Source organism: Paenibacillus sp. FSL H8-0260 (assembly GCF_045040625.1).
Lineage (GTDB): Bacteria > Bacillota > Bacilli > Paenibacillales > Paenibacillaceae > Paenibacillus_AQ > Paenibacillus_AQ odorifer.
Genome location: NZ_CP150298.1, coordinates 588217 through 613965 on the forward strand (window position 1 = coordinate 588217; position 25749 = coordinate 613965).

General features: G+C 44.0%; 24 protein-coding genes and 1 riboswitch. Of the genes, 16 read left to right on the top strand and 8 right to left on the bottom strand.

The window, feature by feature from the left end:
- Positions 1-138: 138 nt before the first annotated feature.
- From MHI51_RS02580 to MHI51_RS02590, 3 genes are all read right to left on the bottom strand, one after another.
- Positions 139-354: a hypothetical protein gene (locus MHI51_RS02580; protein WP_076219989.1), complete on the bottom strand. Its 216-nt coding sequence runs from the start codon at positions 352-354 to the stop codon at positions 139-141.
- 225 nt (positions 355-579) lie between these two features.
- Positions 580-909, bottom strand: a complete 330-nt coding sequence (locus tag MHI51_RS02585) for a hypothetical protein (protein WP_076219990.1) — start codon at positions 907-909, stop codon at positions 580-582.
- 502 nt (positions 910-1411) lie between these two features.
- Complete coding sequence (locus MHI51_RS02590) at positions 1412-1756, bottom strand: DUF3221 domain-containing protein (protein WP_076142087.1); 345 nt, start codon at positions 1754-1756, stop codon at positions 1412-1414.
- A 351-nt stretch (positions 1757-2107) separates the two neighbouring features.
- Here MHI51_RS02590 and MHI51_RS02595 point away from each other — a divergent pair, with 351 nt between their 5' ends.
- Positions 2108-2521, top strand: coding sequence for an ASCH domain-containing protein (locus MHI51_RS02595; RefSeq protein WP_076219991.1), 414 nt, complete (start codon positions 2108-2110; stop codon positions 2519-2521).
- Positions 2522-2720: 199 nt separating this feature from the next.
- Here MHI51_RS02595 and MHI51_RS02600 read toward each other — a convergent pair whose 3' ends face one another.
- A complete protein-coding gene (locus tag MHI51_RS02600; RefSeq protein WP_051491249.1) occupies positions 2721-3113 on the bottom strand; it encodes a hypothetical protein in 393 nt (130 codons plus the stop codon).
- 495 nt (positions 3114-3608) lie between these two features.
- Positions 3609-3699: riboswitch (cyclic di-GMP riboswitch) on the top strand.
- A gap of 108 nt (positions 3700-3807) precedes the next feature.
- On the opposite strand from MHI51_RS02600, the gene MHI51_RS02605 reads away from it, so the two are divergent.
- The 10 genes from MHI51_RS02605 (at position 3808) to MHI51_RS02650 (ending at position 15804) form a co-directional block, all read left to right on the top strand.
- Positions 3808-6135, top strand: a complete 2328-nt coding sequence (locus MHI51_RS02605; protein WP_405173558.1) for a choice-of-anchor A family protein — start codon at positions 3808-3810, stop codon at positions 6133-6135.
- 146 nt (positions 6136-6281) lie between these two features.
- Positions 6282-7217 (top strand): alpha/beta hydrolase, encoded by a 936-nt coding sequence (locus MHI51_RS02610; protein WP_305954094.1) that lies wholly within the window; start codon positions 6282-6284, stop codon positions 7215-7217.
- Positions 7218-8036: 819 nt separating this feature from the next.
- Positions 8037-8426 (top strand): NusG domain II-containing protein, encoded by a 390-nt coding sequence (locus MHI51_RS02615; protein ID WP_036681022.1) that lies wholly within the window; start codon positions 8037-8039, stop codon positions 8424-8426.
- On the top strand, positions 8410-8967 hold the full coding sequence (locus MHI51_RS02620) for a Gx transporter family protein (RefSeq protein WP_076124520.1): 558 nt from the start codon (positions 8410-8412) through the stop codon (positions 8965-8967). Before MHI51_RS02615 ends, MHI51_RS02620 begins: the two co-directional genes overlap by 17 nt.
- A 29-nt stretch (positions 8968-8996) precedes the next feature.
- Positions 8997-9851, top strand: a complete 855-nt coding sequence (locus MHI51_RS02625; protein WP_076141845.1) for an ATP-binding cassette domain-containing protein — start codon at positions 8997-8999, stop codon at positions 9849-9851.
- Positions 9842-10744, top strand: coding sequence for an energy-coupling factor transporter ATPase (locus MHI51_RS02630; protein WP_076124517.1), 903 nt, complete (start codon positions 9842-9844; stop codon positions 10742-10744). Before MHI51_RS02625 ends, MHI51_RS02630 begins: the two co-directional genes overlap by 10 nt.
- Entirely contained in the window at positions 10737-11528 is a 792-nt protein-coding gene (locus MHI51_RS02635) for an energy-coupling factor transporter transmembrane protein EcfT (RefSeq protein WP_076304342.1), read from the top strand. Before MHI51_RS02630 ends, MHI51_RS02635 begins: the two co-directional genes overlap by 8 nt.
- A gap of 43 nt (positions 11529-11571) precedes the next feature.
- Positions 11572-13497, top strand: a complete 1926-nt coding sequence (locus tag MHI51_RS02640; RefSeq protein ID WP_076304343.1) for a peptidase U32 family protein — start codon at positions 11572-11574, stop codon at positions 13495-13497.
- A gap of 97 nt (positions 13498-13594) precedes the next feature.
- The gene (locus MHI51_RS02645) at positions 13595-14881 is read left to right on the top strand and encodes an aspartate aminotransferase family protein (protein WP_076276035.1); all 1287 of its coding nucleotides are present in this window, start codon (positions 13595-13597) and stop codon (positions 14879-14881) included.
- 38 nt (positions 14882-14919) lie between these two features.
- A complete protein-coding gene (locus MHI51_RS02650) occupies positions 14920-15804 on the top strand; it encodes a UbiA-like polyprenyltransferase (protein ID WP_076276036.1) in 885 nt (294 codons plus the stop codon).
- Positions 15805-16373: 569 nt separating this feature from the next.
- Here MHI51_RS02650 and MHI51_RS02655 read toward each other — a convergent pair.
- From MHI51_RS02655 to MHI51_RS02670, 4 genes are all read right to left on the bottom strand, one after another.
- Positions 16374-17354: a polyprenyl synthetase family protein gene (locus MHI51_RS02655; protein ID WP_076124510.1), complete on the bottom strand. Its 981-nt coding sequence runs from the start codon at positions 17352-17354 to the stop codon at positions 16374-16376.
- Between the two features lie 16 nt (positions 17355-17370).
- Positions 17371-17820, bottom strand: a complete 450-nt coding sequence (locus MHI51_RS02660) for a hypothetical protein (protein ID WP_076124508.1) — start codon at positions 17818-17820, stop codon at positions 17371-17373.
- Between the two features lie 245 nt (positions 17821-18065).
- A complete protein-coding gene (locus MHI51_RS02665) occupies positions 18066-19946 on the bottom strand; it encodes an FAD-dependent oxidoreductase (protein WP_076124507.1) in 1881 nt (626 codons plus the stop codon).
- 48 nt (positions 19947-19994) lie between these two features.
- A complete protein-coding gene (locus tag MHI51_RS02670; RefSeq protein ID WP_076124505.1) occupies positions 19995-20888 on the bottom strand; it encodes an FMN-binding protein in 894 nt (297 codons plus the stop codon).
- A gap of 460 nt (positions 20889-21348) precedes the next feature.
- On the opposite strand from MHI51_RS02670, the gene MHI51_RS02675 reads away from it, so the two are divergent.
- The 5 genes from MHI51_RS02675 (at position 21349) to MHI51_RS02695 (ending at position 25663) form a co-directional block, all read left to right on the top strand.
- Entirely contained in the window at positions 21349-21552 is a 204-nt protein-coding gene (locus tag MHI51_RS02675; RefSeq protein WP_036682530.1) for a CsbD family protein, read from the top strand.
- Between the two features lie 169 nt (positions 21553-21721).
- Positions 21722-23134, top strand: coding sequence for an ATP-binding protein (locus MHI51_RS02680; protein ID WP_405173559.1), 1413 nt, complete (start codon positions 21722-21724; stop codon positions 23132-23134).
- Between the two features lie 95 nt (positions 23135-23229).
- Positions 23230-24504: an MFS transporter gene (locus tag MHI51_RS02685; protein ID WP_051491245.1), complete on the top strand. Its 1275-nt coding sequence runs from the start codon at positions 23230-23232 to the stop codon at positions 24502-24504.
- A gap of 19 nt (positions 24505-24523) precedes the next feature.
- Complete coding sequence (locus MHI51_RS02690; RefSeq protein WP_076124502.1) at positions 24524-25189, top strand: oxidoreductase; 666 nt, start codon at positions 24524-24526, stop codon at positions 25187-25189.
- Positions 25190-25282: 93 nt separating this feature from the next.
- Positions 25283-25663 (top strand): RidA family protein, encoded by a 381-nt coding sequence (locus MHI51_RS02695; RefSeq protein ID WP_036682524.1) that lies wholly within the window; start codon positions 25283-25285, stop codon positions 25661-25663.
- Positions 25664-25749 lie beyond the last annotated feature (86 nt).

The following is a 25749-nucleotide window of genomic DNA, read 5'->3' on the forward strand; positions in this document are numbered from 1 at the left end:
CAAAAAACCATACGTGGCGCGGATTCTTGAAATTTGGAGAGTCGCGCTTTTTTGTTTCTTCTACCATTAATATTACAAAGTGATTTTACAAGTGTTTGGGAATATGAAAAACCCCACCAGTTTAAGGTGGGGCTTTTGTTACCAAGTATTATAGTTCGATTGATACTTAACTTGCTTATTCACATAGCTCTCATTGGGGTAATCACTTCTGACAGACTGCAAGTAACCTGAAATTGCAAATGCTGCAATAAGCCCTCCTATAATTCCTGTGATGAAGCTGAATGTTGAAAATCCGAATGTGGCAACTACTCCAATGGAAGACAATGCTACAAGCAATAGACTGAATATTTTCATCTTTATACACACCTCCATTTTGTATATGTAGTAATTTGGAAATTAAGATTGATACGTTACCTTGTTTGATCGGTTTCGATAAAAATAATAAAAATTCAGCAAATCTTTAGACGGGCTTCATACTTATTTAAGCTAAGAGGATTATAGTAATTACATAACCCCCTTATAATATAGATCTAGACCCTGCCGGAAGTTGGTGGGGTCACTTTTTTGCACAGAGTAATTTTATAAATATGGTTGCCCAATATAGAAGAGAAACAAGAAATATAAAATGTAGAGAATGGGTAGCTTTATTTTTAATTTCTTGCAGGAATTTTTGAATTTTTCTGAGGTCTTGGACAGATTCTTCATCACATATCCATAAATGAGGAATTGTCCAATAATAAAGAAAATGAGCTTAAGGGGAAAGTTGCCCATTTTTATCTCAGTGAAAATAATAGTGAATGTGACACTCACAAAGGTTAGTGATACAACTTTTAAAAACTGTTCATAACGATCTTGTGGTTCTTTGATAGGATCCTGCTGCCCCCATTTTCTCTCATCAATTTCTGTCATGGTAAACCTCCAATCTACTGAATGTTATTAGTATTTCACCAGATTGAGATGCTTTTTGAACAGGGAGAATTAATTGGGAAACCATTATGAGTATAGTTGTCTGTTGCATCTTGTTGAAAGCTTACTTGTTGTGGAGATAGTACATTGCCTGAAGTTATAAGCTCCTATAGTTGTTACATCGTAAGGTTTCAGTAATTCCAACAAAGAGTGAACTCCCAAATGCTTGGGATTATGCCCACTGGCTTCGGCTGGTGAGCTTTTTTTCGTTTACAGAATGTCCCGGAATTATTATATTCAGATTATGTAAATGTTTAGTCCGGGATAGATTATTCATAGTAAATATTCGGAAGGGTATTTCTGCTTCGGAAATTCCCGTAACAGAGATGTTGAGAGTATATAATATTCCATATTATATACTCTGATTTCTCTTTAAATCTACTATAAAGAAGCGCCGTCCCTTTTGGAGACGCCGCTTCTTTATAGTAGATTCTATTCTTTTTGCTCAATTCTTGATTTTGGTGATCTTTTTGGCGGTAACTTGTGCAGGGAATGAATCATCACTTACTTCAAAAAATACTTTAATCTCATCGCCTTTTTTATATTTAGAAGGTGCAACTTTATTTACCCAAATGGCTTGAGAGTACTCATTAGATTCGAGAATCTCCTTGTATTCCTTGTTCAAGTCTTCTTCTTTTAATTCAGAAATTACTAAAATTCTTTTATTTTCTACATCTATTGTGTGTACAATTCCTTTCAAAACTTCATTATTCTTACTACAGGCGGTGACGAATAACAAAAAAACAAAAATAAGAGTCCATTTAATAGTAGTACGTGGTTTTTGAATCATGGACCTTCCCCTCCAGTGGTTACGACATTAGTTTAAAATCGGTTGCACAGGCATAGCATTTAGTACATTACCAATATAAGAATAAACAGCAGCCTTTCCATTATGACGACCTTTATTGATTCTGGGGAGTTACAGGTGAATGTCTGTAGTATTGATATTTTCATAAGAACTTTTGTTTGTATATAATAAAAATAAATGTTCTTATTTTAGAGGCGATCAATGATGGAAATGAGTATCGACCAAACGGTTGGGATTATTTATCAGGTCAAGGTGAACAAGATTACACAACGCGAGATCGAGATCCGTGGCATCCGTGACAAACGTCCAACATAAACAAAGGGGATAAATATCATGCGGTGTATAACAATACGGCAGCCTTGGGCGACCTTAATTGCTCTTGGTGAAAAAGAGTTTGAAACTCGTTCATGGAGAACAGCCTACCGCGGCGAGTTAGGCATCCATGCCGGAATGAGGATTGACAAAAAGTTTTGTGAACAGGAACCGTACAAATCAGTATTGGCGAAACATGGCTATACAGCGAATAATTTGCCGACAGGAGCTATTATTGCTACAGGTCAGCTCGCGGGATGTTATGTGGTTACTCCAGAGGTGGATTTAAGGGAATGGATCAATGGGAATGAATATGATTTTGGCGACTATAGTGAAGGACGGTTTGCCTGGAAGCTTGAAGGGGTTCATCCATTAAGCCATCCAATTCCAGCTAAAGGTCGGCTAAGCTTGTGGGAGCACTCTAATCACTTCTGAACGGCGAACAATATTTTTAATGTAATTTTTATGTGCCTATCAGCTATTTTTCAGGTTCGAGGTATATATTAGAGACACCAAACACCCCCCAGTGTTTTGTGGTATATCTCTCTCAGGTCTTGCCAACTCCCATGGTAAGGCCTATTTTTTTGTTCACTAATTGATTGGGGGGAGAGAGCGCAGCGGCTTCTATACAGCTTTACTTAATCTGGTACTGTTCTTCGTAACTCTTAAAAGATGAAATATCCAGCCCTAGGTATCTGCGCATATGGATGGCAGCTTGAGCCGCAACAATGTCATTCAACAGCAGCATTCGTTCATGATAGCCACGACATATATACTTGGCTTCAATTCCAGTATTAAGTCTGTTTTGCTCATACACCTTGATTCCCCGTCTTCTCATTTCTGCACGAACATCCCTTAGATCTGTTGTAGCTACTGCAGCAGCTGTTCCAAGCACCTCCAGATAAGGGGCGGGTGTTCGTAAGTGTGTAGATAAAATGGCGGAGTCCCGTTCGAAAGCTGATAAAATCATCGGAAGCAATAAATAAGATTTCACCAGCATGTTGTCCCTGCTTTCTGCTCTATGCATGAATCTCATCACCTCTAATAGGAACGTATATTCGTATTCTACCCCGATATTCCAAAAATAATCAATGGTATTTCTAAACAGCTTATCCAATGTGATTAAATTCACAACTAAATAACGAAGAATAAATTATATTAAAAATTGTAATAATAAAAATTAATGTATCGAACGCAAATAAAGGAGAATTATGATGGAAAAAGAGGGCAGCCTCCAGCGTGGATTGTTTTTTGGTTTAATTCTGAGTATTCCCTTATGGATATCCATATTGGGCTATATACAGTTACTTTAAAATTTAATGAAAAACCTTATGCGAAGCGCCTTCAGGCGCTTTTTTTGTGTGGTACTAATGCGGGGAATTATCGAAAGGAATTGATTGACAATTGTGGGTGTCGGGCGCTAAACTGTTATTAATTCAAAAGTATTAAAAGTCATAGACTGTTATTGGATAGAATGCTTCAGCTACCAGTTCTGGACTTGCAGTGTAATACATATATATAGTCATGATAATAGCAAACCGTCTGAAAGGGCGGGACGCAAAGTCCAGGAGTCTAAAGTGTCTTAAAGGCACAATGACCGTCCGACTGCCATGAGAAGGGAATTTCACTTCTTTTTGGCGGTCTTTTTTGTTGTTAGGTCCTTTAGAGTTTCTGGTAATTATTCTGATTAATATAAATCATAGTTTTAGGAGGTGTGCCATTTGAAAAGAAGAATAAAACCGTTACTCTCGCTTGTATTAGCTGGGATTTTGACGGTAGGTAGTGGGCTTTCCTCATTGGGAGCTGGAGTTGCTGGAGCTAGTAGTTCTTCTACATTGGGAATTGCAGCGGTCTACAACGTGTTTATTCTAGGGGATATAACAACAGTTTCGGATACGGAAGGAAGGTTTGCTGCTGGAGGTAACGTTAACTTAACCAACTATAGTGTTGGAGATAGGTTGACCGCTGCAGAGGTTTCCCTGACTGACACACTTGTTGTTGGAGGGAATCTTACTTTCAACGGAGGTACTGTTTATGGGAATATCGTGCACGGGGGAGATTTTTCAGGGAATGTAACGCTCCTCAAGGGTGGTACAAAAAGACAGGGGAGTACGATTGACTTTTCAGCAGTAGGTCAGTCTTTGAAGGACAAATCAGCAGAACTTGCAGCATTGCCGGCGAATGGAACAACAGTGTACCAATATGGCAGCCTTATCCTGACAGGTACAGATCCTGCGGTCAATGTTTTTAATGTTTCAGGAGATAACGTCTCTAATACCTACGGAATTACAATAAATGTTCCTTCAGGATCTACTGCAATTATTAATATTGATGGTTCTAACGTAAAAATGAAAAACTTCGGATTTCTACCTAATAACGTGTTGAACAGCAAGAAAATTTTGCTTAACTTTAGCCAAGCTGCGTATCTTGATATGGCAGGCATAGGTGTAATGGGAAGCATACTTGCCCCCTATGCTCATGTTGATTTTATTAATGGTCAGATTAACGGTACTTTAGTGGCGGCTTCACTCAAAGGTACTGGTGGTGGTGAATTTCACCACTATCCATACGATGGTGATGAACCTGGACCAACACCGACACCAACGCCGACAGTGACGCCAACACCGACACCAACGCCAACAGTGACACCAACGCCGACACCAACGCCGACACCAACGCCGACACCGACGCCAACGCCGACGCCAACGCCAACGCCGACAGTGACACCAACGCCAACACCAACGCCAACGCCGACAGTGACACCAACGCCGACGCCGACAGTGACACCAACGCCGACACCAACACCGACAGTGACACCAACACCAACACCGACAGCGACACCAACGCCGACACCGACGCCAACACCATGTCCGACGCCAACACCAACGCCGACAGTGACGCCAACACCGACACCAACACCAACGCCGACGCCAACGCCGACACCGAAGCCAACGCCAACGCCGACAGTGACACCAACGCCAACACCAACGCCGACACCGACGCCAACGCCAACGCCGACAGTGACACCAACGCCAACACCAACGCCGACGCCGACAGTGACACCAACGCCAACGCCAACGCCGACAGTGACACCAACGCCAACGCCGACAGTGACACCAACGCCGACGCCGACAGTGACACCAACACCAACGCCAACACCAACACCAACGCCGACGCCGACAGTGACACCAACGCCGACACCAACACCGACGCCAACACCGACGCCGACAGTGACACCGACGCCAACGCCGACAGTGACGCCAACACCGACACCAACGCCGACAGTGACGCCGACGCCGACACCAACGCCAACGCCGACACCAACACCGACGCCCACAGTGACGCCGACACCAACACCAACGCCGACGCCAACACCGGCACCAACGCCGACAGTGACGCCGACACCAACACCAACGCCGACAGTGACACCAACGCCGACACCAACGCCGACAGTGACACCAACGCCGACACCAACGCCGACAGTGACACCAACACCAACGCCGACACCAACACCAACGCCGACAGTGACGCCAACACCAACACCAACGCCGACGGTAACGCCTGAGGCAACACCGACACCGACGGTAACACCAGAGGCAACACCGACACCGACGGTAACGCCTGAGGCAACACCAACACCGACGGTAACGCCTGAAGCAACACCAACGTCGACACCAGAGACTTCGGTGTTCCCGACACCAACGCCATCATCCGTAATTGGCACTATAGTTCTTGCAGAAGATCCTGTGCCGCTTGGGCCTGTAGCTTCGCCGACACCAGCGCCAGTACCAACACCGTCGAATAGCACAGAAGTACTTGTTGATGATGATGAGATCCCATTAGGTCCGGTACCGGCAGTGACACCAACGCCAACACCAACACCTGATGAAATCATCGTAGTGGACGATACGTTCCCATTAGGAAAGCCACCTGTGAAGGAATTGCCAAAAACGGGTGAATCAAGTCCTGCACCTTACTATGTAGCAGGTTTAGGTTTTGCACTTATCGGATTATTAATGAGAACCAAGTTCTCCAAAAAGAATAAATAATAAAGGGTAGATCAACATAGAGTCGCTTTCGGGAGTGTTCCGATGGCGGCTCTATTTGTATGTCATGATTGCGATAGTTTGGTGCATTCTAAGTAGATGGTATACTCTTGTTGCAAAGGAAATGAAGAGGGGATGGCGAAGGCGAATTGATATGGTTCATTATTAGCGCTGTAATCATCATAGGGATTCTAATCTATGTGGGATTTTTCTTCTATGGTATTGCTATTAAACGAGCGCCAAAGGTATTTCTAAGTAATAATCCTAATCTGAAGGCTGATCCTCCGGTTGCCGGAGCTTCTTGGGGGGAGGGGAAGGATTGGGTCTCTCGCCAGAGCTTCGAGAATATTGAGATCGTATCTGCAGATGGACTTAAACTAAGAGGTTACTTACTCCGATCTAATCGTGCTGCGGGACGCACAGCCATTCTAGCCCACGGTTATTCAGGTAAAGCAAAGGATATGGGGGCGTACGCCAAAATCTACTACGAGAACTTAGGCTTTAACATCCTAATTCCCGATGCAAGAGGGCATGGAGATAGCGCAGGGGATTACATTGGTTTTGGTTGGCCGGAACGAAAAGATTATTTGCAATGGATTGAATACATGATTAAAAAGACTGGGCCTAGTGCTCAAATTGTGCTTCACGGTGTCTCTATGGGTGGTGCTACAGTGCTAATGACCTCAGGGGAAGATCTTCCGCCGCAGGTAAAAGCTATTGTTGCGGACTGCGCTTATACCTCAGTAAAAGCACAATTATCTTACCAACTACGACGCATGTATCGCTTGCCAAGTTTCCCTTTCGTTCAAAGTGCAAGTCTAATCACCCGCTTGAAGGCGGGGTATGGCTTTGGTGAAGCCTCTGCATTAAAACAAGTGCGGAAAGCGAAGGCTCCGATTCTTTTTATTCATGGGGATGCGGATAACTTTGTACCTTTTGCTATGATGAATGAATTGTATGAGGCATGCCAGAGTCCAAAAGAGAGGCTCATAGTGCCGCAAGCGGGGCATGGATTGTCTTATGATACGGATAAGGCGGGGTATACAGATGTAGTAACAGCTTTTATAAGTCGATATGTAAAATAAGTCCTGAACGTAGACAGCGCCCGATATCCGCTAGGTAGCGGTTATCGGGCGCCTATATTTTTCCACACATGACGTAGTCCTTGAATAAGGATCGTACCGTCATGCTTTCTCGTTATATTCATCCCCCGCCGTTCGTGAGTAACGGGTGTCTTGATTCCTTGTTATTTCCAGCAGCCGTGTGGCGAGAATAATCCTTCCAATACGACAAAAGCCCTACCTCTCTTTTGCCCTTGCGGCTCCATTGACCGCGCCAGTGTGAATCGGAATGCTATATTTCGAATTTAATCTCATAAAAAGGAAGAGTACTGCAAGAAAACATAAAGCCTCTTTGTCCAAAATGCCGATGTGTATAATAGTCGGCCTGACATCTTCTTGGTGGGGATATTCAATATATCGAAAAACAAATACCATATAAATATAACACACTATTGTTTAAAAGGCAAATATAATAATGAATTCCAAGATAAGGTTTATTTGATTCTAGAGAGGAACAAACCTCGATAAGGGGCGCTTAGATTTTGAAAGTAACTTAAATTGGGTTAATTGTGAATTATTCCGGAAAAGCTAGTAAACCAGAGGAGATGGGCGATCTCGGTGCAAATGGGCTAAAATGTAAGTTGGATTTTTTTGCAAACGCTACAAACTTCAACTGAAAATGCCAGAGACGAATGGGTTGTGTCTGCTGGGGTTATTTTGCGTGCCTATTTTGTGAACAGCTCTCTAAAACTGACAATAAACTCCAACATTGATTGAAGGATTGAGGGTAGACCGTTATAATTAATAAGTCTGGATTTTAATTAAAAAATAAGGGAGATTTTTATGAAACGCGCAGATGTGTGGCTGATTTCCATCGTATTGATTGCTGCGCTCGCTTTTCTCGTACCGAGATGGTTTTCGGACAATGATGACAAAGGTGGGGCCGGTAAAAATCTCATAGCCAATGTAACGGTGGACGGTGAGTTATTTAAAACGGTAAAGCTTACAAAAGAAGAACAAACCATTGAGGTCCGCACGGAACGCGGCTATAACATTTTGAAGGTGCATGATTACGGGATTGAAATGTACGATGCCGATTGCGCTGATAAAGTTTGCCTAGGTTTTGGTTTTATTACCCTGCCCAAACAGACGATTGTCTGTCTACCGCATAGAGTATTAGTCGAAATCACCAGTGCGTCGGGGGAGGATGATATAGATGCCTATGTCCAGTAGTGAATCTGCAACAGCTTTAAAAAGAACAGTGATTATTGCGATTTTCGCCGCAGTGGCAGTAGTGTTAAGTTTAATAGAGGCACAGATTCCGTTATCCGGGATGGGACTGGTGCCGGGTGCTAAGCTCGGACTGGCCAACATTATGATTTTGACTTGTATTTACTTTTTACGTGGACGGGATGCTTTGCTGCTTGTCATCCTCAAAACACTGCTTACTGCATTTCTGCTAGGTACCTTCTCAAGCTTGCTGTTTAGTTTATTTGGTTCACTTTTTAGCTTTGTTGTTATGTTTGTGCTGATGCTGATTAGTGGCAAAGGTAAGAGTATAAGCTTGATCGGAATTAGTATAGCCGGTGGGATTGCGCATAATATCGGTCAGCTGCTGGCAGCTTCTATGGTATTTGCATCACTTAGTATTTTTTATTATCTTCCCATGCTGCTGATCACTGGGGTAGTAACAGGAATTGCCGTGGGCTATGCAGTCCGTTATTTGGTGGCGTCATTGTCAAAAATATCGCTGTTTGAAGAATTTTTGGACTGATTAGTCACATCAGCGGAAGGATGACTAACATGAATGAATCATACGAAGGTCAAGACTTAGAGGGAGAGGGACAAGCAGTCATCTCTCTGGATGGGGTATCGTTTGGCTATGATCCCGAGCATCCGATTCTTCAAAATATAACGTTATCTATCTCTCAAGGACAATGGGTTAGCTTGGTTGGTCCTAATGGCTGCGGGAAGTCTACGTTGGTCAAGCTGCTCAATGCTCTGCTGCCTAAGGGGGCTGGTGAGATTGTGGTTAGTGGCATGCTGCTTAGTGAGGAAACGATCGGAAGCATTCGGCAATGTATCGGAATGGTGTTCCAAAATCCGGATAATCAGTTTATTGGAGCCACTGTAGAGGAAGATATCCTATTCGGCCTGGAAGGGCTTTGTTTGCCGTACGAAGAGATGGCTGAACGTTTGCACTCCTATACGACGAGACTAGGAATAAATCATCTGTTGTCCAAGCATCCGGGTGAGCTGTCGGGAGGTCAAAAGCAGCGTGTTGCTATCGCTTCCATTCTTGCTATGGAACCAGGCATCGTCATTTTTGACGAGGCCTCTTCTATGTTGGATGAAGGAAGCAGAAATGACCTTCTCGGTATTCTGCAGGATATGCGGGCAGAAGGGAAGTACACGATCCTCATGATTACGCATGATGCAGATGAGATTTTGGCATCGGATCGGGTGCTTGCACTGCATGGAGGTGGTTTGGCTGCAGATGTTACACCGGCGGAGTTGTTCCGGAACGAGGAGCTTCTGGAAAAATGCCATCTGCGTGAACCTTATCCTTGGCGCCTTGCACGCGAGCTGCAGAACCAGGGTATTCATGTGGATGTTCCGACCAGTGAAAAGGAGCTTATAGACACGTTATGGCCATAGAATTACAGCAAGTAAGTTACACCTACGCTGACCGAAGCCTCTGGAAGCTGACGGCGCTCCGGGACATTAACCTCAGTGTACCCATTGGCTCGATGGTTGGTATTGCGGGGGCGACGGGCTCAGGTAAATCGACGCTTCTACAATTGTTTAACGGGATACTGAAACCAACCGAGGGTACGGTAAAAGTGCTTGATGTAACTATTCAGGCTGGTGAGAAGTCACCTAAGCTAATGCCACTGCGCCGCCGAGTCGGATTGGTATTTCAATTTCCGGAGCAGCAGATGTTCGAAGATACGGTCGAGAAGGATCTCATTTTCGGTCCCCTTAATTTCGGCATGAGTCTCGAAGAGGCAAAGTCACGTGCACGTCAGGCCATGTCAGATATGGGGCTGGATCTCGCACTGCTAGAGCGGAATCCTTTCCAATTGAGCGGTGGACAAATGCGTAAGGCGGCTATCGCTTCCGTGCTAGCTATGGACCCTGAGGTCATCGTTCTGGATGAGCCCACGGCAACGCTTGATCCCATTAGCCGTGCAGAGCTAATCAGCTTGCTGGAGAGATTATGTCGTGAGCAGGGCAGAACGATCATTATCGTCACGCATCGGATGGATGAGTTATTGCCCTATGCGGACAGCTGGGTTGTACTTAAAGAGGGCAGCACGGCGTTTCAGGGCAGTGTAAAGGCGCTTGCAGATGATCCTTCGATTCTGGAACAGTGTGGTTTGACGGTTCCGCAGTCCCTTCGTTACTGGCGTGCAGTTGCTGATCATTTAGGTCTTGTGGATGAAGCACCCCGCTTGACGGCTGAGAGTCTGGCAGAGCTTATAGCTTCGCTGCCAGCGGAATCAATAAGCACTGGTAAGCCCGATGGAAAGAGGGATGACCATGAATGAGAAACTGATCTTAGGTCGGAGTATTGAGACCGGTTCGTGGGTGCACAAGCTGGATGCTCGTGCCAAAATCACTGGCATGCTATTATACGTAGCTGTTATCCTGCTCTCACGTTCGTGGATGGCCATGGCTGTGCTGGCTATTTTTTCGATAGCCGTTATGGCTTCAACGAAGATTCCGCTTAAATACTTCCTGAAAGCAGCTAAGCCTTTACGTTATTTAATGTTGTTTATCTTTATTGTGCAGGTGGTGTCTGTAAAGACAGGGGAGGTAGTGCTGACTCTTGGTTCCTGGTCTATCTATGAGGGAGGGCTAAGATTAGGGGCATTTTCGGTCATCCGCATGTTCTTTCTTATCACCTTTACAGCGCTTCTGACCTTCACAACAACGCCGGGGAAGCTGAATCAAGGGCTGGAGGGGATCTTGACACCCTTCAAAAAGCTTGGCTTATCCCCTGACCGTATCACGCTGATGATCAGCATTTCACTTCGTTTCATTCCTACGATTCTAGATGAATCGCAGATCATAATGAAAGCGCAGGCCTCAAGGGGAGCCGATCTAAAAGAGCTGCCTTTGAAGGAAAAGGGACGGATGTTAGTCTCCCTGCTGGTCCCGATTATCGCCAGTGCTTTTAGGCGTGCTCAGGATCTGGTGTATTCCATGGAGGCCCGCGGTTTTCGCATGGATGCTCCCCGCAGTCGGTATCACCGCCTAAGGTGGGGCAAATTCGATACTGTTTTTATTGGGATGTTTGTGGTCATGGGAATTGCAGTAGCTTTGTTATAATACTCATTCCCTATTAGTAGTATCAACTTGGGAGGGAACTTGAATGGCACGTTATTTTAACGGTAGAGAAGTCGAATTACTCGCACCCGCAGGAACGTTTGAGATTTTCAAGGAAGTGATCCAATCACGGTGTGATGCAGTTTATTTTGGTGGACCTGTATTGAATATGAGAATGATGCGTAAAGGTTATAATCTTACTCATGAAGAGATCGTAGAGGCACTTGATATCGCACACCGTCTAGACAAAAAAGTGTATATCACTGTGAATAATCTTTTTAGTGAGGAAGATGTGGAGGAAGCTAGAGAATACTTGCGTTTCCTTGATGGTGCTCGGCCAGATGCCTTGATTGTTCAGGATATGGCAGTGTTGGAGCTTATTCGGGAGATGGAGCTTAACCTTCCTATTCACTCTTCTGTAATGATGAATGTTCACAACCTGGAGATGATCTATGCGCTGCGTGATCTGGGTGTAACTCGTGTAGTTACCTCGCGGGAAATGGACCTGCAGACAGCTAAGCTGCTTGGTCAGCGGAGTGGTATGGAGCTGGAATATTTTATTCACGGGGATATGTGCTCTGTGCATGGTGCAAATTGTTACTTCAGTTCCCATGTTTTTGGCATGAGCAGCAACCGGGGAAAATGTATGAAGCCTTGCCGCTGGGATTATCGGGTTAAAAAAGACGGATATGTATATCCTGCTGAATATCCACTGGCTGTCAAAGATATGTTTATGTATGAGCATCTTCCGGAATTGATTGAATCAGGCATTACTTCCTTCAAAATAGAAGGCCGTATGCGTGATAAGGATTTTATGGTGATGCTGGCGAATAGCTACGGCGAAGCCATTGACCGATATATCGATGATCCGATTGGCTTTGATCGTACGGTTGATACTAAAGAGCTGTACAACAATCGCAAGCGTGACTTTTCGACAGCTTATGCTTTTGGTAAACCAGGGTTAGCTAACATTAACCGTCGTTATGAAGGTACGGGCAAATTCTATAGCACTGGAAAAGTTTTTAGCACCCCAACCGCAGAACGTGAGCTATCTGAAAAACGTGTAGAGGAATTGCGGGAACGTTTGGCGCAAGAAAAAAAACCAAAGACAACAAAAGCTAAGTTGGCTGTACGTGTGAATAATATGGAACAGGCGCGCGTAGTATTGGAGCTGGGTGTGGATAGTTTATACTTGCCGGGGGATGTATTTGAACCGGACAGACCTTTTACAAAACGTGATATTAAGGAACTTGGTGAGCTAAAAGGCGATAGCAAAATCTATTTAGGGTTGCCACGCATGATGACCGAGCTGCATTTTGATCAATATGATCAATTGCTTGGTGGAGAACGCTTGCCGATCGACGGTCTAATCGTTACTAATTTGGGAGCGATTCGCAGATACAGTTCTACAGGTTATCCGTTAATTGGAGATGGTAGTTTAAATGTCTACAATCATCTTTCAGCCCAATTATATGCAAAATTAGGTTTAACTCAGCTTTCGGTTTCACCGGAAATGACGCTGGAGCACTTTGCTACCTTTGCCTCGCGTTGTGACACGCCTTTGGAAGTTGTTGTACATGGTACACCTGCACTAATGTATATGGAACATGATCTTTATGAGAATACTGAAGTAATGGAGCCTATTGCTGAAGAGGATAATCAATATGTGCACAATAATGTATTGGTTCTAAAAACAGACAAAGGTGAAAATCCGGTATATCGTGATCAGCACGGCCGTTGCCATCTTTTGTTCGCGAAAGAGCTCTGCTATTTGCCGTTGCTTGGTGAGATGATTGATCTAGGCATATCTAGTTTCCGTATTGAAGGAGCGACATATAGCGCTAAGCAGTTGCGTGAAATTATAATTTCTTATCAACAAGCTATGAATCGTACTGAAGTGAAAGATGATATGCTAGGTGGTCTTGAGCCCATTTATGCGGGTTATACTCTAGGTTCGCTGCAATTTAACTAATTCTATTTTTTGGGGCAAAATACCGTCTGCTAGTAAGAAGAATGCACAGTACTCTATGAATAAGTTACTATTTTCACAAGAAGAGAGGGAATCAATCATGGAACAACAAGAATTCATCGGAAGAGAAGCCGTAGCGGCAAAGCGTAAGCAATATTTCTATCCGTGTACACAGCATTTTTACCGCGATGCGCCTCAGCTTGTGCGAGGTTCGATGCAGTTTGTGTATGATGAACATGGCAAACAATATACAGATTTCTTCGCAGGTGTATCTGTAGTTGCCTGTGGGCACTGCAATCCAGCCATAACTGGACGTACGATTGAGCAACTGCAGCAGCTGCAGCATACGTCTACGATCTATTTAACTCAGCCAAATGTGGATTTGGCTGAACGTCTGGAAGAGGTTATGCCAGGCGGTCTACGCCGAACCTTTTTCGTGAACAGCGGCTCAGAGGCAAATGAAGGCGCACTGCTGCTCGCTCGGATGTATACAGGACGCAAGGGGTTCATTGCACTGGAAAGTGGTTTACACGGCCGTACCAATCTAACTATGAGCGTGACAGGTCTGCCGATGTGGCGTACCGATAAATACTTGGATCATGACGTTGAGTTTATTCCTCGCCCATATCATCCAGAACTATCTCTGGAGGAAGCCGCTGCACTATCCTTGGAATCTCTGGAGCGAGTGCTTGAGGAGAAGGGGAATACTATCGCCGCAATGATCGTAGAGCCAATCCAAGGCAATGGTGGTATGATTATGCCAACGCCAACCTATTTCAGTGAGGTCAAAATGTTGCTGGAGAGATACGGCGTGCTTCTGATCGCTGATGAAATTCAAACTGGATTTGGTCGTACAGGCAAAATATTTGCTATGGAGCATTTTGACGTAGTGCCCGATATTATTAGTATGGCCAAGGCACTGGGGAATGGAATTCCGGTGGCAGCCTTTGCGACAACGGATGAGATTGCACTCGCGCTGAACCGTCCGTCGGCTTCCACCTTTGGAGGTAATCCGGTATCTGCTGCAACGGCGCTGGCTGTGCTTGATTATATTCGCGATGAACGGCTTCCTGAACGCTCAGTGCTGCTCGGAGAACGATTGAAAGCAGGGCTAAAGACCCTTCAAGACCATTATCCTTCGCTTATTGTGGATGTACGGGGAATTGGGCTTATGTTGGGAGCGGAGCTTGCTGGTGAGGATGCAGAAGGCTCTGCGGCGCTTACAGATCAAGTACTGGAAGCGATGAAAGACAGAGGATACCTGATCGGCAAAAATGGCATAGGACGCAACGTACTAGCCTTTCAACCGCCGATGATTATTACGGAAGAGGATATCGACGGGCTGCTTAACAACCTGAATGAAGTCCTTGCGGAGCTTAATGACTAATACAATGAATTTCAAGTAGCGAAGAAAGAGGAAAACGAATGGCTATTCTAAACATTTTTAAAACTGCAGGCCTAAAGCTTAAAATGTTCAGTGAACTGGTGATGTTCTCTCATACGCTTTTTTCGCTGCCGTTTGCCATTATCTCGATGGTGTGGGCTGCTGGGGGCTGGCCATCAGGGCATGTGATGATCTGGGGTCTGATTGCATTGATCGGTGCCCGTAATGGCGCTAATGCATTCAATCGGCTGGCAGACCGTACGTTTGATGAACAGAATCCTCGTACGGCACATCGGCATTTGCCACAACGGTTATTGGCAGAAAAAGAAGTGGTAGTCTTTGTTATTGTCAATTATGCCATCTTTATTGTGGCTTCAGGCATGCTGAACTTGCTCTGCCTGCTCTTATCGCCGGTAGCAATCGTGTTAATATCGACTTATTCTTATACAAAACGTTTTACCTTTCTAAGCCATTTATATTTAGGCTTTGTTATTGCTTCCGCACCGATTGGTGCATGGTTTGCCGTAACCGGAAATATCGCATTTACCCCGTTTGTGATCGGGACGGTAGTTATGCTCTGGATTGCCGGATTTGATATTATCTACGGCACTCAGGACATTGAATTTGACCGGCGGCATGGGTTATGGTCTATTCCGAGCTTCTTTGGATTAGAGAATGCGCTGCGTATCGCCAAAGGTCTACATTTCATTATGATTATGCTGCTATTATTTCTATACGTATGGCAGGATCTCGGCTGGGTGTATCTAGTTGGGATTGGCATCGCTACAGTGCTCCTGATGACCGAGCATAAGATTATAAAACCTTCGAATCGTAAGCTGATGAAGGTGGCTTCTTATAATCTAAATCAGGTAATCAGCATAGTGATATTATTGTGTACGCTGATTGATTTTTTCTATGTTAGTTAGGGAGCTGGCTTTGGTGAGCCGGCTGGCTGAGCATTGGCACATTGCCCTCAAACTAACAACAAAAGACAATAGCCTACCCAAAAGGGGGAGGCAAGGGGATCGGAAAGCTGGCTACGCTAGCTTTCCTTTTTTGTGTTGACTCGGTTCCCCGCTCTGCAAGGGGGAAGCTACGAGTTGAATGCAAAGATTAGGGAAAACCTCCCTAATCTTATTGATTTTTTTATCCTTTGACTCTGTTTTAGGGAATTTCTCCCTGAAATATAGCTGGTTACTTTTAAAAGCATGCTAAAGTGGACTTTATTAGGGAGGAATTCCCTAATATCGTGGTTTTCGAACGATTATTAGCTAATTTTAGGGAGGTTTTCCCTAATTATATCCGATGGAGTAGAATGACTAAATTAGCTCATATGCGCTACGCTGCGTTTGCGTGTTTAGCTTGTCTTGTTGAAGCAGAAAAATAGCAGTTTGAATTTGCGGCAAGATCAATGAAATGATTTGTTTAAAGCAAAAAACGGATACCCCCAAGTGAATGGGAGGTATCCGTTTTTATTTGTATTAGAACGTACTCTTTAGCGATCACGGTCCGCAAAATATTGCAGCAACGTTTCCAGATCAGCATGCGCCGGGTAGGAGGAGAGCTGCTGCACAATAGCTGCAGCTTTATCCAGATAGTTCTGGCTGACCCGTTCAGCGCGAGCGAGGGCATCGCTATTGTTAATTAGGGTGAGCACATGTGCTACTTCAGCGTCGGAAGAATCCGGGCCGATTGCACGGATCACAGGCGAGAGCTTAGGGTCCTGCAAGGCGTACAGCACTGGCAGGGTGACCTGACCATGTCGCAGGTCGCTACCGGCAGGTTTGCCTAGGACATCGGCGGACTGTGTGAAATCTAGCAGGTCATCTTGTATCTGAAAGGACATCCCTAAGGCTTCTCCAAAATTATAAAGGAGATTGGCAACTTCTTCGGTGCTTTCAGTGGACAGTGCACCAACCCGTAAGCAGGTTGCCATAAGAAGAGCGGTTTTGTTTAAGGATTTCTCCAAATACTGATCCATTGTAATTTCATAATCAAAAGCATGTTCCATTTGCTGATATTCACCCAGACACAGCTGAGCGGTGGCTACAGAGGATAAGTCATGAACGTATCTGTTTTTATCTCCTGTATATTTGCTCAGCAGCTCGATGACCCGAGCGGACATGTAATTACCAACATGTACTGCTGACAATGTCCCCGTCTTAATATGTAAGGCGGGTACGCCCCGCCGTAACTCAGAACGGTCAATGATATCATCATGAATTAATGAGGCGGCATGAATAAATTCAGCAGCAGCAGCTAATTGAAGCGCTCTGCGACCGGTATCCTTACGGCCAAACCGACTGCCAACAATGACCATGAGGGGACGAAGGCGTTTACCACCGGAATTTATAAGCTCTAGAACACTTTGCGCGAGCTGAGATTTCTTAGGTACATCTTTATCACGCGTCACAAGGTTTACGATTTCGCGGTTGATTTCATTTATGTCTATATTTAAGGCCTCATGCAGCTTCATTTATGGATCCCACCTGTCAAATGGCTTTGCTTGTGCGACTACGCTGTCTGCACTCTTGAATCAAGAACTCTTCGATTCCAGTAGCTGGATCATGTTCCGCGAAGTCTCCATTTGACCGTCTAATCTGCATTTTTTTGATCGAAGGAGCTAGATAAGCAACTAAGTCGAGCTCACGGCATTTCACCGCAAACTGCAGGTAAAAGCTATACAAATAATCTCCATCCAAAATGTTGCGTGTAAGGTCGGGATGATGTGGGATACATTCCATATGGCGCTCTGCTGCCAAAGTGAGAATAGTGTAAATACCCAGCAAATTGACTTTGCGGCTGTATTCCAGATCATGGCGTTCCAGTACCGAGATTAGCTGTTCACATGCAGCCGGAGAGGGCTGAAGCTCAATTCCGGCAATAGGTGACATTTCAGTATGCAACAACCGGAGGGTATCTTCTATGAGTTGTTTGTTCACAAGATTCTCTCCTTCTTGTCGGTTTTGCCGGAAGAAACCATACCCCGATCATCCCTACAAAACCATTCATTCAAGAAAAAACCACCATTTCCTAGGATTAGGAAGGTTATTTTCTTCTTGTAAATAAGGAGAGTAATGTGTCCTAGGGACACATTACTCTGAAGTATATCCATATTTAACCCTAATAAAATACAATTTGCACATATGTTCTATATGATAAATTACACAAATTCAGGGTTTTATTATCAGTCGGTGTATAGATACCATCGTCTGACGAGCGGAATTCTCTTCCACTGTTTCTTAAGCCAAGGAAGTACATAGTAGTCTAGACCAAGTGTGCTTCCCGATCCGCCGATGCAGGCAATACCAGCAGCAACGTACCATAACATTTCTGTCGAGGCCATTTTGGTTGACCAAATCATGACCGACATGCCTACGGTCGCTATAGAAGCAAGTGCTGTGAAGAGACCAACGATGAGCATAATACCGAAGACGATTTCTGCACATACCATACCGATTTGGAACCATTTCGCGAGGAAAGTATAACTTCCGTCGTTGTTGTAGAACATCAAATCCATGAACCAGTTTGTAATGTTGTATACGAAGTTAGGTACAGGCAACGCTTCAACTGCTTCTTTTGCAGTGGATACTGCTGAAGCTGCAGATTGTGCATCTACGGTGTCTTTAACTGCATCTACTGCAACACTGGCTGCTGATGAAGCATCCGTTGCAAAAGGAGCAGCTGGAATCAAGAAAATCTTATCTGGATCTTTCCAAATCTTTTGGATCTTCTCAATACCTTCGTATAACCACATACCCCCAAGTAGAACACGAAGTGGAACGAGCCAGAAATTAGGTGAACGTTTGGAGAAGTGACCACCCAAGAAGCTCTTGCGGTTCTCAACATGGAAGAATTCATGCATCATATATGTCCATACTTTATTGAATCCGACAACCTGAGACAGGTAGAACATATTAATAAAGTGTTTGGATAGCATTGCCATGAATCCAGTAAGCATAAAGAACTTACCTGGCAGACCAACGTTAGCTACGCCGTAGCGGCTACCAATGGAGACCATTGTACCGTGGAAACCTGGTTTGTAAGCTTTTTTAGCAGTGTTCTGAATGTCGGCGGCAATGTTGCCAGCAACAATCGGAGCGGCTTGTTCAGCGTTCTCAACCATTTGTGGTACAGGACGAGTTTCACCTTCAGGAATGTAGAAAATGTTGTCCCCTACTACGTAGACGTTCTTATGATCTACACTTTCCAGGTTCTCATTCGTAACAATCCGTTTGCGGCCTTGTTGTTGAACTTCAAGTCCACCAACGATTTCGGAGCCTTCAACACCAGCAGTCCAAACAATTGTTTGGGAATCGACGACGTTTTTCTCACCAAGGGCAACACTACCATTGCCTACTTCGGTGATTTTAGCGCCAGTAACGATTTCCACGTTCAGCTTACGAAGGCGAGCTTCAGCTTTTTGAATCAGCTTATCTGGAAGGATAGGCAGAATCTTCGGAGCCATATCAGCCACAATCAGTCTTACTTCGGATGGGTCGATAAAGAACTCCTTGCATAATTCCTCGCGTTGTTCAGCCATTTCACCAACCAGCTCGACACCAGTAAAGCCGGCACCGATAATAACGAAGGTCAGCATAGCACGGCGTACAGCTGGATTTTTCTCCATAGCCGCTTTGGTATACATATCGCGGATTTGGCGTTTCAATGCTACCGCATCATCGTAAGACCAGAAGGAGAAGGTGTTTTCTTCTGCGCCTGGAATACCGAAGAAGGTTGGTTTGCTACCTGTGCCGATTACAAGGTAATCGTAAGCGTAGGTAGCTTTATCGGACTTAAGTTTTCTGCTTTTGAAATCGATATTGCTGATCTCATCAAGAACAACATCTACTTTAAGGCCCGCAAAAATTTTCTTAAGATCGATCTTGATTGAATCCTCTGGAGCACGGTTCGCGGCAACCTCATGCAGCTCAGTCAATAGAGTGTGATATGGATTCCGGTCGATCAGTGTAATTTCAACATCTTTGTTTTTCTTAAATTTCTTTGCCAGTTTCTTAGCCGTGAGTACGCCGCCGTAGCCGCCGCCCAAAATGACTATTTTCTTCAAGAGAAATTCACCTCATTCGTCTGATTAGCTGCAGAAGGTCCTGCGAAATTATTTCGCGCCTTCGAGTGCTTTTTCTGCAAGTGTAAAATATTCACCAACATGAATACTCACGCCGGAAATTGCATCAGTTTTGCCTTCAGCATCAAGCGTTGGAGCAGTACCTTTGTTTTCAAGGAAGTATTTTTCAGCCAAAGCGATTTCTTCATGCCATTCAGCAGAAGCGCCGCCAGCTTTCATACCATATTTACCATCAACGGAGAATTGCTTCTTGTCATCGCCAGCAGCATTCAAACCACTGAATTTAACAGCTACAACATTACCGTTAGCAACAGTCAGGTCAACAGTGGATTTCCAACCGGATTCAGCGTCCATTTCGCCTTCAGCATGGTAGCCTCCGTCTTTATATTGACCAGCTTCTACTGGACCAGCAGCAAGAGCAGCTTGAGCAGCTTTTACAAAGTCAGATACGTGTACGGATACACCAGAGATGGCATCAGTTTTCCCCTCAGCATCAAAAGTTATAGCTGCTGGATCTTGTTTTTCGATCAGGAATTCTTCAGCTTTAGCTGCTTGCTCGTGCCATTCAGAAGAAGCACCGCCAGCTTTCATGCCATATTTACCATCTTCAGAAACCTTTTTCTTCAGGTCGCCTGCAGTGTTAACGTTAAAGGCATCCCAGTCAGCTTTAGTGATCTTTCCACCTTCTACAGTTAAGAGTGCGAAATATTGCCAGCCAGTTTTAGCATCAACGTCAGCAGTACCGTAGTAAACTCCGTCTTTGTACTGTCCAGCTTCAGTTCCAGCGTTACCGGAATTTGTTGCAGGAGCAGTTGTTTCAGCTGGTGCGTTAGTAGGGGCTGCGGCGTTGTCTGTGTTGTTACCACAACCTGCGAGCAATCCAAGGATAAGTGCGCTCGACAAGATAACAGAAGCTTTTTTCATTTCAAATGACCTCCAAAAATATAGTTTAAAATATATATATTAAAATGTAAAACATTTTAATAGTCGAGCGAAGTGATAAAAATCACTTTATAAATGATATTTGTCACTTTAATCTCATACCTCATTACCCGTTTGTAACAGTATCATGACTTATATCGGCATAGATTAGAAAAAAATTTAATGATGTTGTTTTATCTCCGATGGCATTCTAGCACATGGACTAGGAAAACATTTGTGAAATAAATCACTTAAAAAATTAAATATTTAATTTATATCTGGATTATATCAAATTTTAAAAGATTTGAATACATAAATTAAAAAATATATGTGACAGAATACGACTTAATTTGCTAATGCCATGAATGGCGGAAAGATTCATAGCGAATGGGGAAGGGTAAGTAAAGGTAACACGGGATAACGATCCTACCCTAATTAATTCAGCTAAGGAGATGAGCTTATAATGGACAACAATGTATTTAAAGGGAAATGGAAACAGCTCAAAGGCGAGGCCAAGAAGCAATGGGGCAAGCTTACAGATGATGATCTTGACGTAATTGATGGTGAAAAGGATAAATTAGTAGGTAAACTACAAGAACGTTATGGACACACGAAAGAAGACGCGGAAAAAGAGTACCAAACTTGGGGACGTTCCTACCGCGATTAATTCGTTACTAATGACGTCTATAATAAAATTCCAGAAGAAGAGCGCAAATCGCATCTGATTTGCGCTCTTCTTCTGCGTCCGTGGGCGGTTAGTTATCGAATAGGGCTTTAGTATGGTAGTATTATGAGATGAAAGTTGTAATTTATTTTGCCAAGGTGGGAGTGAATCTATGGGTTATCTTAAAATATTTTTTGGAAACACCGCGATGCTAATAGCTGTAGCCTATTTGGCTAATCTTATATATAAAAGCACCATTTCAAATGCAAGTGTAAGAATAAAGAAAGTAAGCTGGGTATTACTAGCCATCTTTGCCGGGTGGATTAGTACTCTTTTTGGATATAGGCTGGATGAGCATGTGATTTTTGATTTACGTTTTGTGCCACTTATTATTTCAACGCTGGCTTATCCGCATCCTTTCATTCTTGTTTTGATTGGTATAGGAACAGGTCTTACACGGTTAACTTTTGGAGTAAATGAGGCAGCAATGGCTGGTACAATTAATTTGTCCATTCTAGGATTTGTTTGTGCTGCGCTTAGCTACTGGGTCAGACGATCTAGCTTATGTATAGTGAACAAAGGTTTGATCGTGATTCTAGTCGTAAATGTAATGAATGCAATCAACATTATGGTGTTTGGTGTGATTCCCGCCCCAGAGTACATAAGAGAGATTATGCCGATTACTTTCCCTGCAGGGTTGATTCTAAGTGTTCTATTCTCCTTAATTATTCGTGACTTTCAATTAGGACTCTTACGGAATGTGCAGATTCAGCGTGCTAATGAACAACTGTCCGCCCAGACGGAGGAGCTGCATAAGAATAAGATAGCGCTTGAAGAACGTGCCGATCAGTTAATGATGGCTTCGCAATTTAAATCCGAATTTCTGGCCAATATGTCTCATGAGCTTCGAACACCACTGAATAGCATCATTAATTTATCGCAATTAATTGAAGACAATGATAATTCTCTTACGGAAGCAGAAATGAGTGAGTATGCAGCCATTATCCGCCGTTCTGGTGAAGAATTATTGATGATAATTGGCGATATATTAGATCTCTCCAAAGTGGAAGCAGGTCGATTAGATATTATAAATGAAGATTTAAGTGTTATTGAGATCCCAGAGATCCTGGCTATGCAATTCGCTGTCACGGCTAAACAAAAGGAACTGGAATTTACTATTGCTATGGAAGAAAATATCCCGCAAATGATTCATTCCGATCCACAGCGGATTCAGCAGATCCTGCGTAATTTGCTCTCTAATGCTTTTAAATTTACAAAGTCTGGCCATGTCGCACTCCGTATTCGTCAAGAGGAACGTGGGGAAAGGGCTATTGTGAAGCATTGGATTGTATTTGAGGTAGAAGATAGTGGGATAGGTATTGCACCAGAGAAGCATGCCATGATCTTTGAAGCCTTCCAACAGGCAGATAGAACAATTAGTCGAAAATATGGCGGAACAGGATTAGGACTTTCTATTAGTAATGATTTGGCCAGACTGCTCGGAGGGTTCATTACTTTAGAAAGTGAGGAGGGTAAAGGGAGTCGTTTTTCGCTTTATTTACCCCTCAAATTCATAGAAGAGTAAGCTCCAATATTATTTGTTAATTTGGCGTATTGACAGTAGATTGATGCGGAGTAGAATGAAGCAAATGCCGCATCAAAGGAGTGTTACCCCTTTCTATGAACAACATGGAAACTAAGCACACAGTTACTAGTTCAAAGCGTGTCCGTAAAACCTCAGTACATCGCAGGAATTTGCGCATTGCTACCTGGGAAGGTGTGCCATCGACCATTTTCCAGGTCCTGCTGCAAGGGCAGTTTCTAACAGGATTCCTGCTATATTTAGGAGCCACTTCAAGTCAAATTGGATTTGTGCTAGCGCTTACCACTTTGGTTAACGTGATGCAGATCGGGGTAGCTTTTTTGATTCAGAAGCTGCCAAGCCGCAAATGGGCTATGGTTACTTTTATCGGTCTGCATAGGATACTTTGGAGTTCTACTGGGCTAATTCCGTTTATTTTTCCTAAAGAGTATTGGGTCATGGCTTTTATAGCCTTATATACTACTGCTTTTATTGCCAATACGGCGGGTGGTGTGCTGTGGAGCTCTGTGATCAGCGATCTTGTTCCGGCACGTGTGCGTGGACGCTATTTTGGGATTCGTAATACGTTCCTGAATGCACTCGGTAGTCTGGTAATGTATGGTGGGGGTATCGTTTTGGATCGTTATCCCGGGAGCCATGGCTTTCTGATTCTTTATATTGTTGTGTGGATCTTCGCGATCTCTAACGTCGTTGTATTCTTTTTTTATCCCGACGTGCCTTTCGAGAAATCGGAAGAACATAAATTTTTACCGATGTTTAAGAAACCGCTTAAAGATACTTTATTTATGAAGTCTACTTTGTTTCTGGCCGCCTGGTTGCTGCTGCAGAATTTAACTGTTCCGCTATACTCGTATGTCATGTTGCAGTTACTTCATATAAATTATGAAACGTTATCACTGCTTAATGTATCCCAGACTCTTTTTATGATGGCTAGTTTCTATGTTTGGGGTAATCTAAATGCAAAATATAGCAATAAACGTCTGTTGTTCTTTACGTTGCCGATTATTGCCTTGTCCTCGTTGATGTGGGGACTCTTGTCTGTGTTGCCGATGCTGTTGGTGTTGTTTGCCGCTCATATTGTTTTTGGTGTAGGTGTAGGCGGTTTCAACCAGCTGGCCTTTAATTTTATTATTGGAGACACGCCGAAAAAAGAACGGCCTATGTATATGGCGACCTATGCGGCGCTTACGGGTTTATCATCCTTTTTTGGTCCGCTTATTGGGGGACAGCTGTATGAAAAAATTGCCCACTGGCCGCAATGGACCCAAGTATACGGTATGCAGTTGGTAGTGGGAACGCTTATGATCGCTCTTGCCTTCCTGCTGGGCCGTCGTATTCTAAAGGACGAATAGAAGTAAAGGGGACTATTCCATGTTAAGGATTGCGTTGGTATTAGGGGCTACTGGATTAGTAGGGAAAGCGGTTACGGAGGAATTGCTGAATCGTGAAGGTTGGGGTGAGGTGAGAGTGCTTGTACGGACTCCATTAGCTTTAGAACATCCTAAGCTTAAGCAAATCGTTGTGGATTGGGAGAGCCTGGCGGAGTATAGCGATTCGTTCGAAGGCGTTCATTCCATCTTCTGTTGCCTCGGGACTACGATCAAGAAGGCAGGTTCACAAGAGCAGTTCGAACGTGTCGATCTGGATTATCCGCTTGCAGCTGCTGCTATTGCGAGAGATCACGGTGTTAAACAGTTCTTGGTTGTTTCATCCATGGGGGCAGATGCCAAATCGCGCAATTTCTACAGTCGGACTAAGGGGAGAGCAGAGGAAGCGTTAAGCAAAATCGGTTTTCAAGGGCTGCATTTGTTTCGGCCATCCTTGCTGCTGGGTCATCGTGAGGAATTCAGACTGGGAGAACGCGTCGCGGCTAGATTGATGAAAGCACTGGAGTTTGTGATGGTTGGCAAAGCGGCTAAATATCGTGCCATACCTGGTGTAACTGTGGCGAGAGCTATGGTTAATATTGCCTCTGCTGACACGCATGGTCTGCATATCTACACGAATGAAGTAATACATGTGATTGGAAAACGTTAAGTTTTTCGGGCTGCTAATAAATTTGCATTACGGTGAGAATAGGACTTACAATGGACAATAAATGATCAGCGTTTAATGGAGAGGGGTAACAAGATGAGTAAAAAACAAGTAGCTACTACAAAAGCACCAGGAGCCATTGGTCCTTATAGTCAAGCCATTACCACCGGTAGTTGGGTATACACTTCAGGACAACTGGGCCTTAATCCCGAGACAGGGAATTTGGCTGAAGGCGTTCAGGAACAAGCTCGTCAAGCACTTAGCAATGTACAAGCTATTCTTGAGGAAGCTGGTGCATCACTGGATCATGTAGTGAAGACCACCGTATTCCTAAAAGATATGAATGATTTTGCAGCAGTTAACGAGGTTTACAGCACTTTCTTTAAAGAACCTTATCCTGCCCGCAGTGCCATTGAGGTTGCTCGGCTGCCCAAAGACGGACTTGTTGAGATCGAAGCGGTAGCACGTAAGAAATAAATATGATTTCGCACTTCTAGATTATTCTACAAAAAAAGGCAGGTTAAGGAGGATCACCTTCTTAGCCTGCCTTTTATATTATCAAG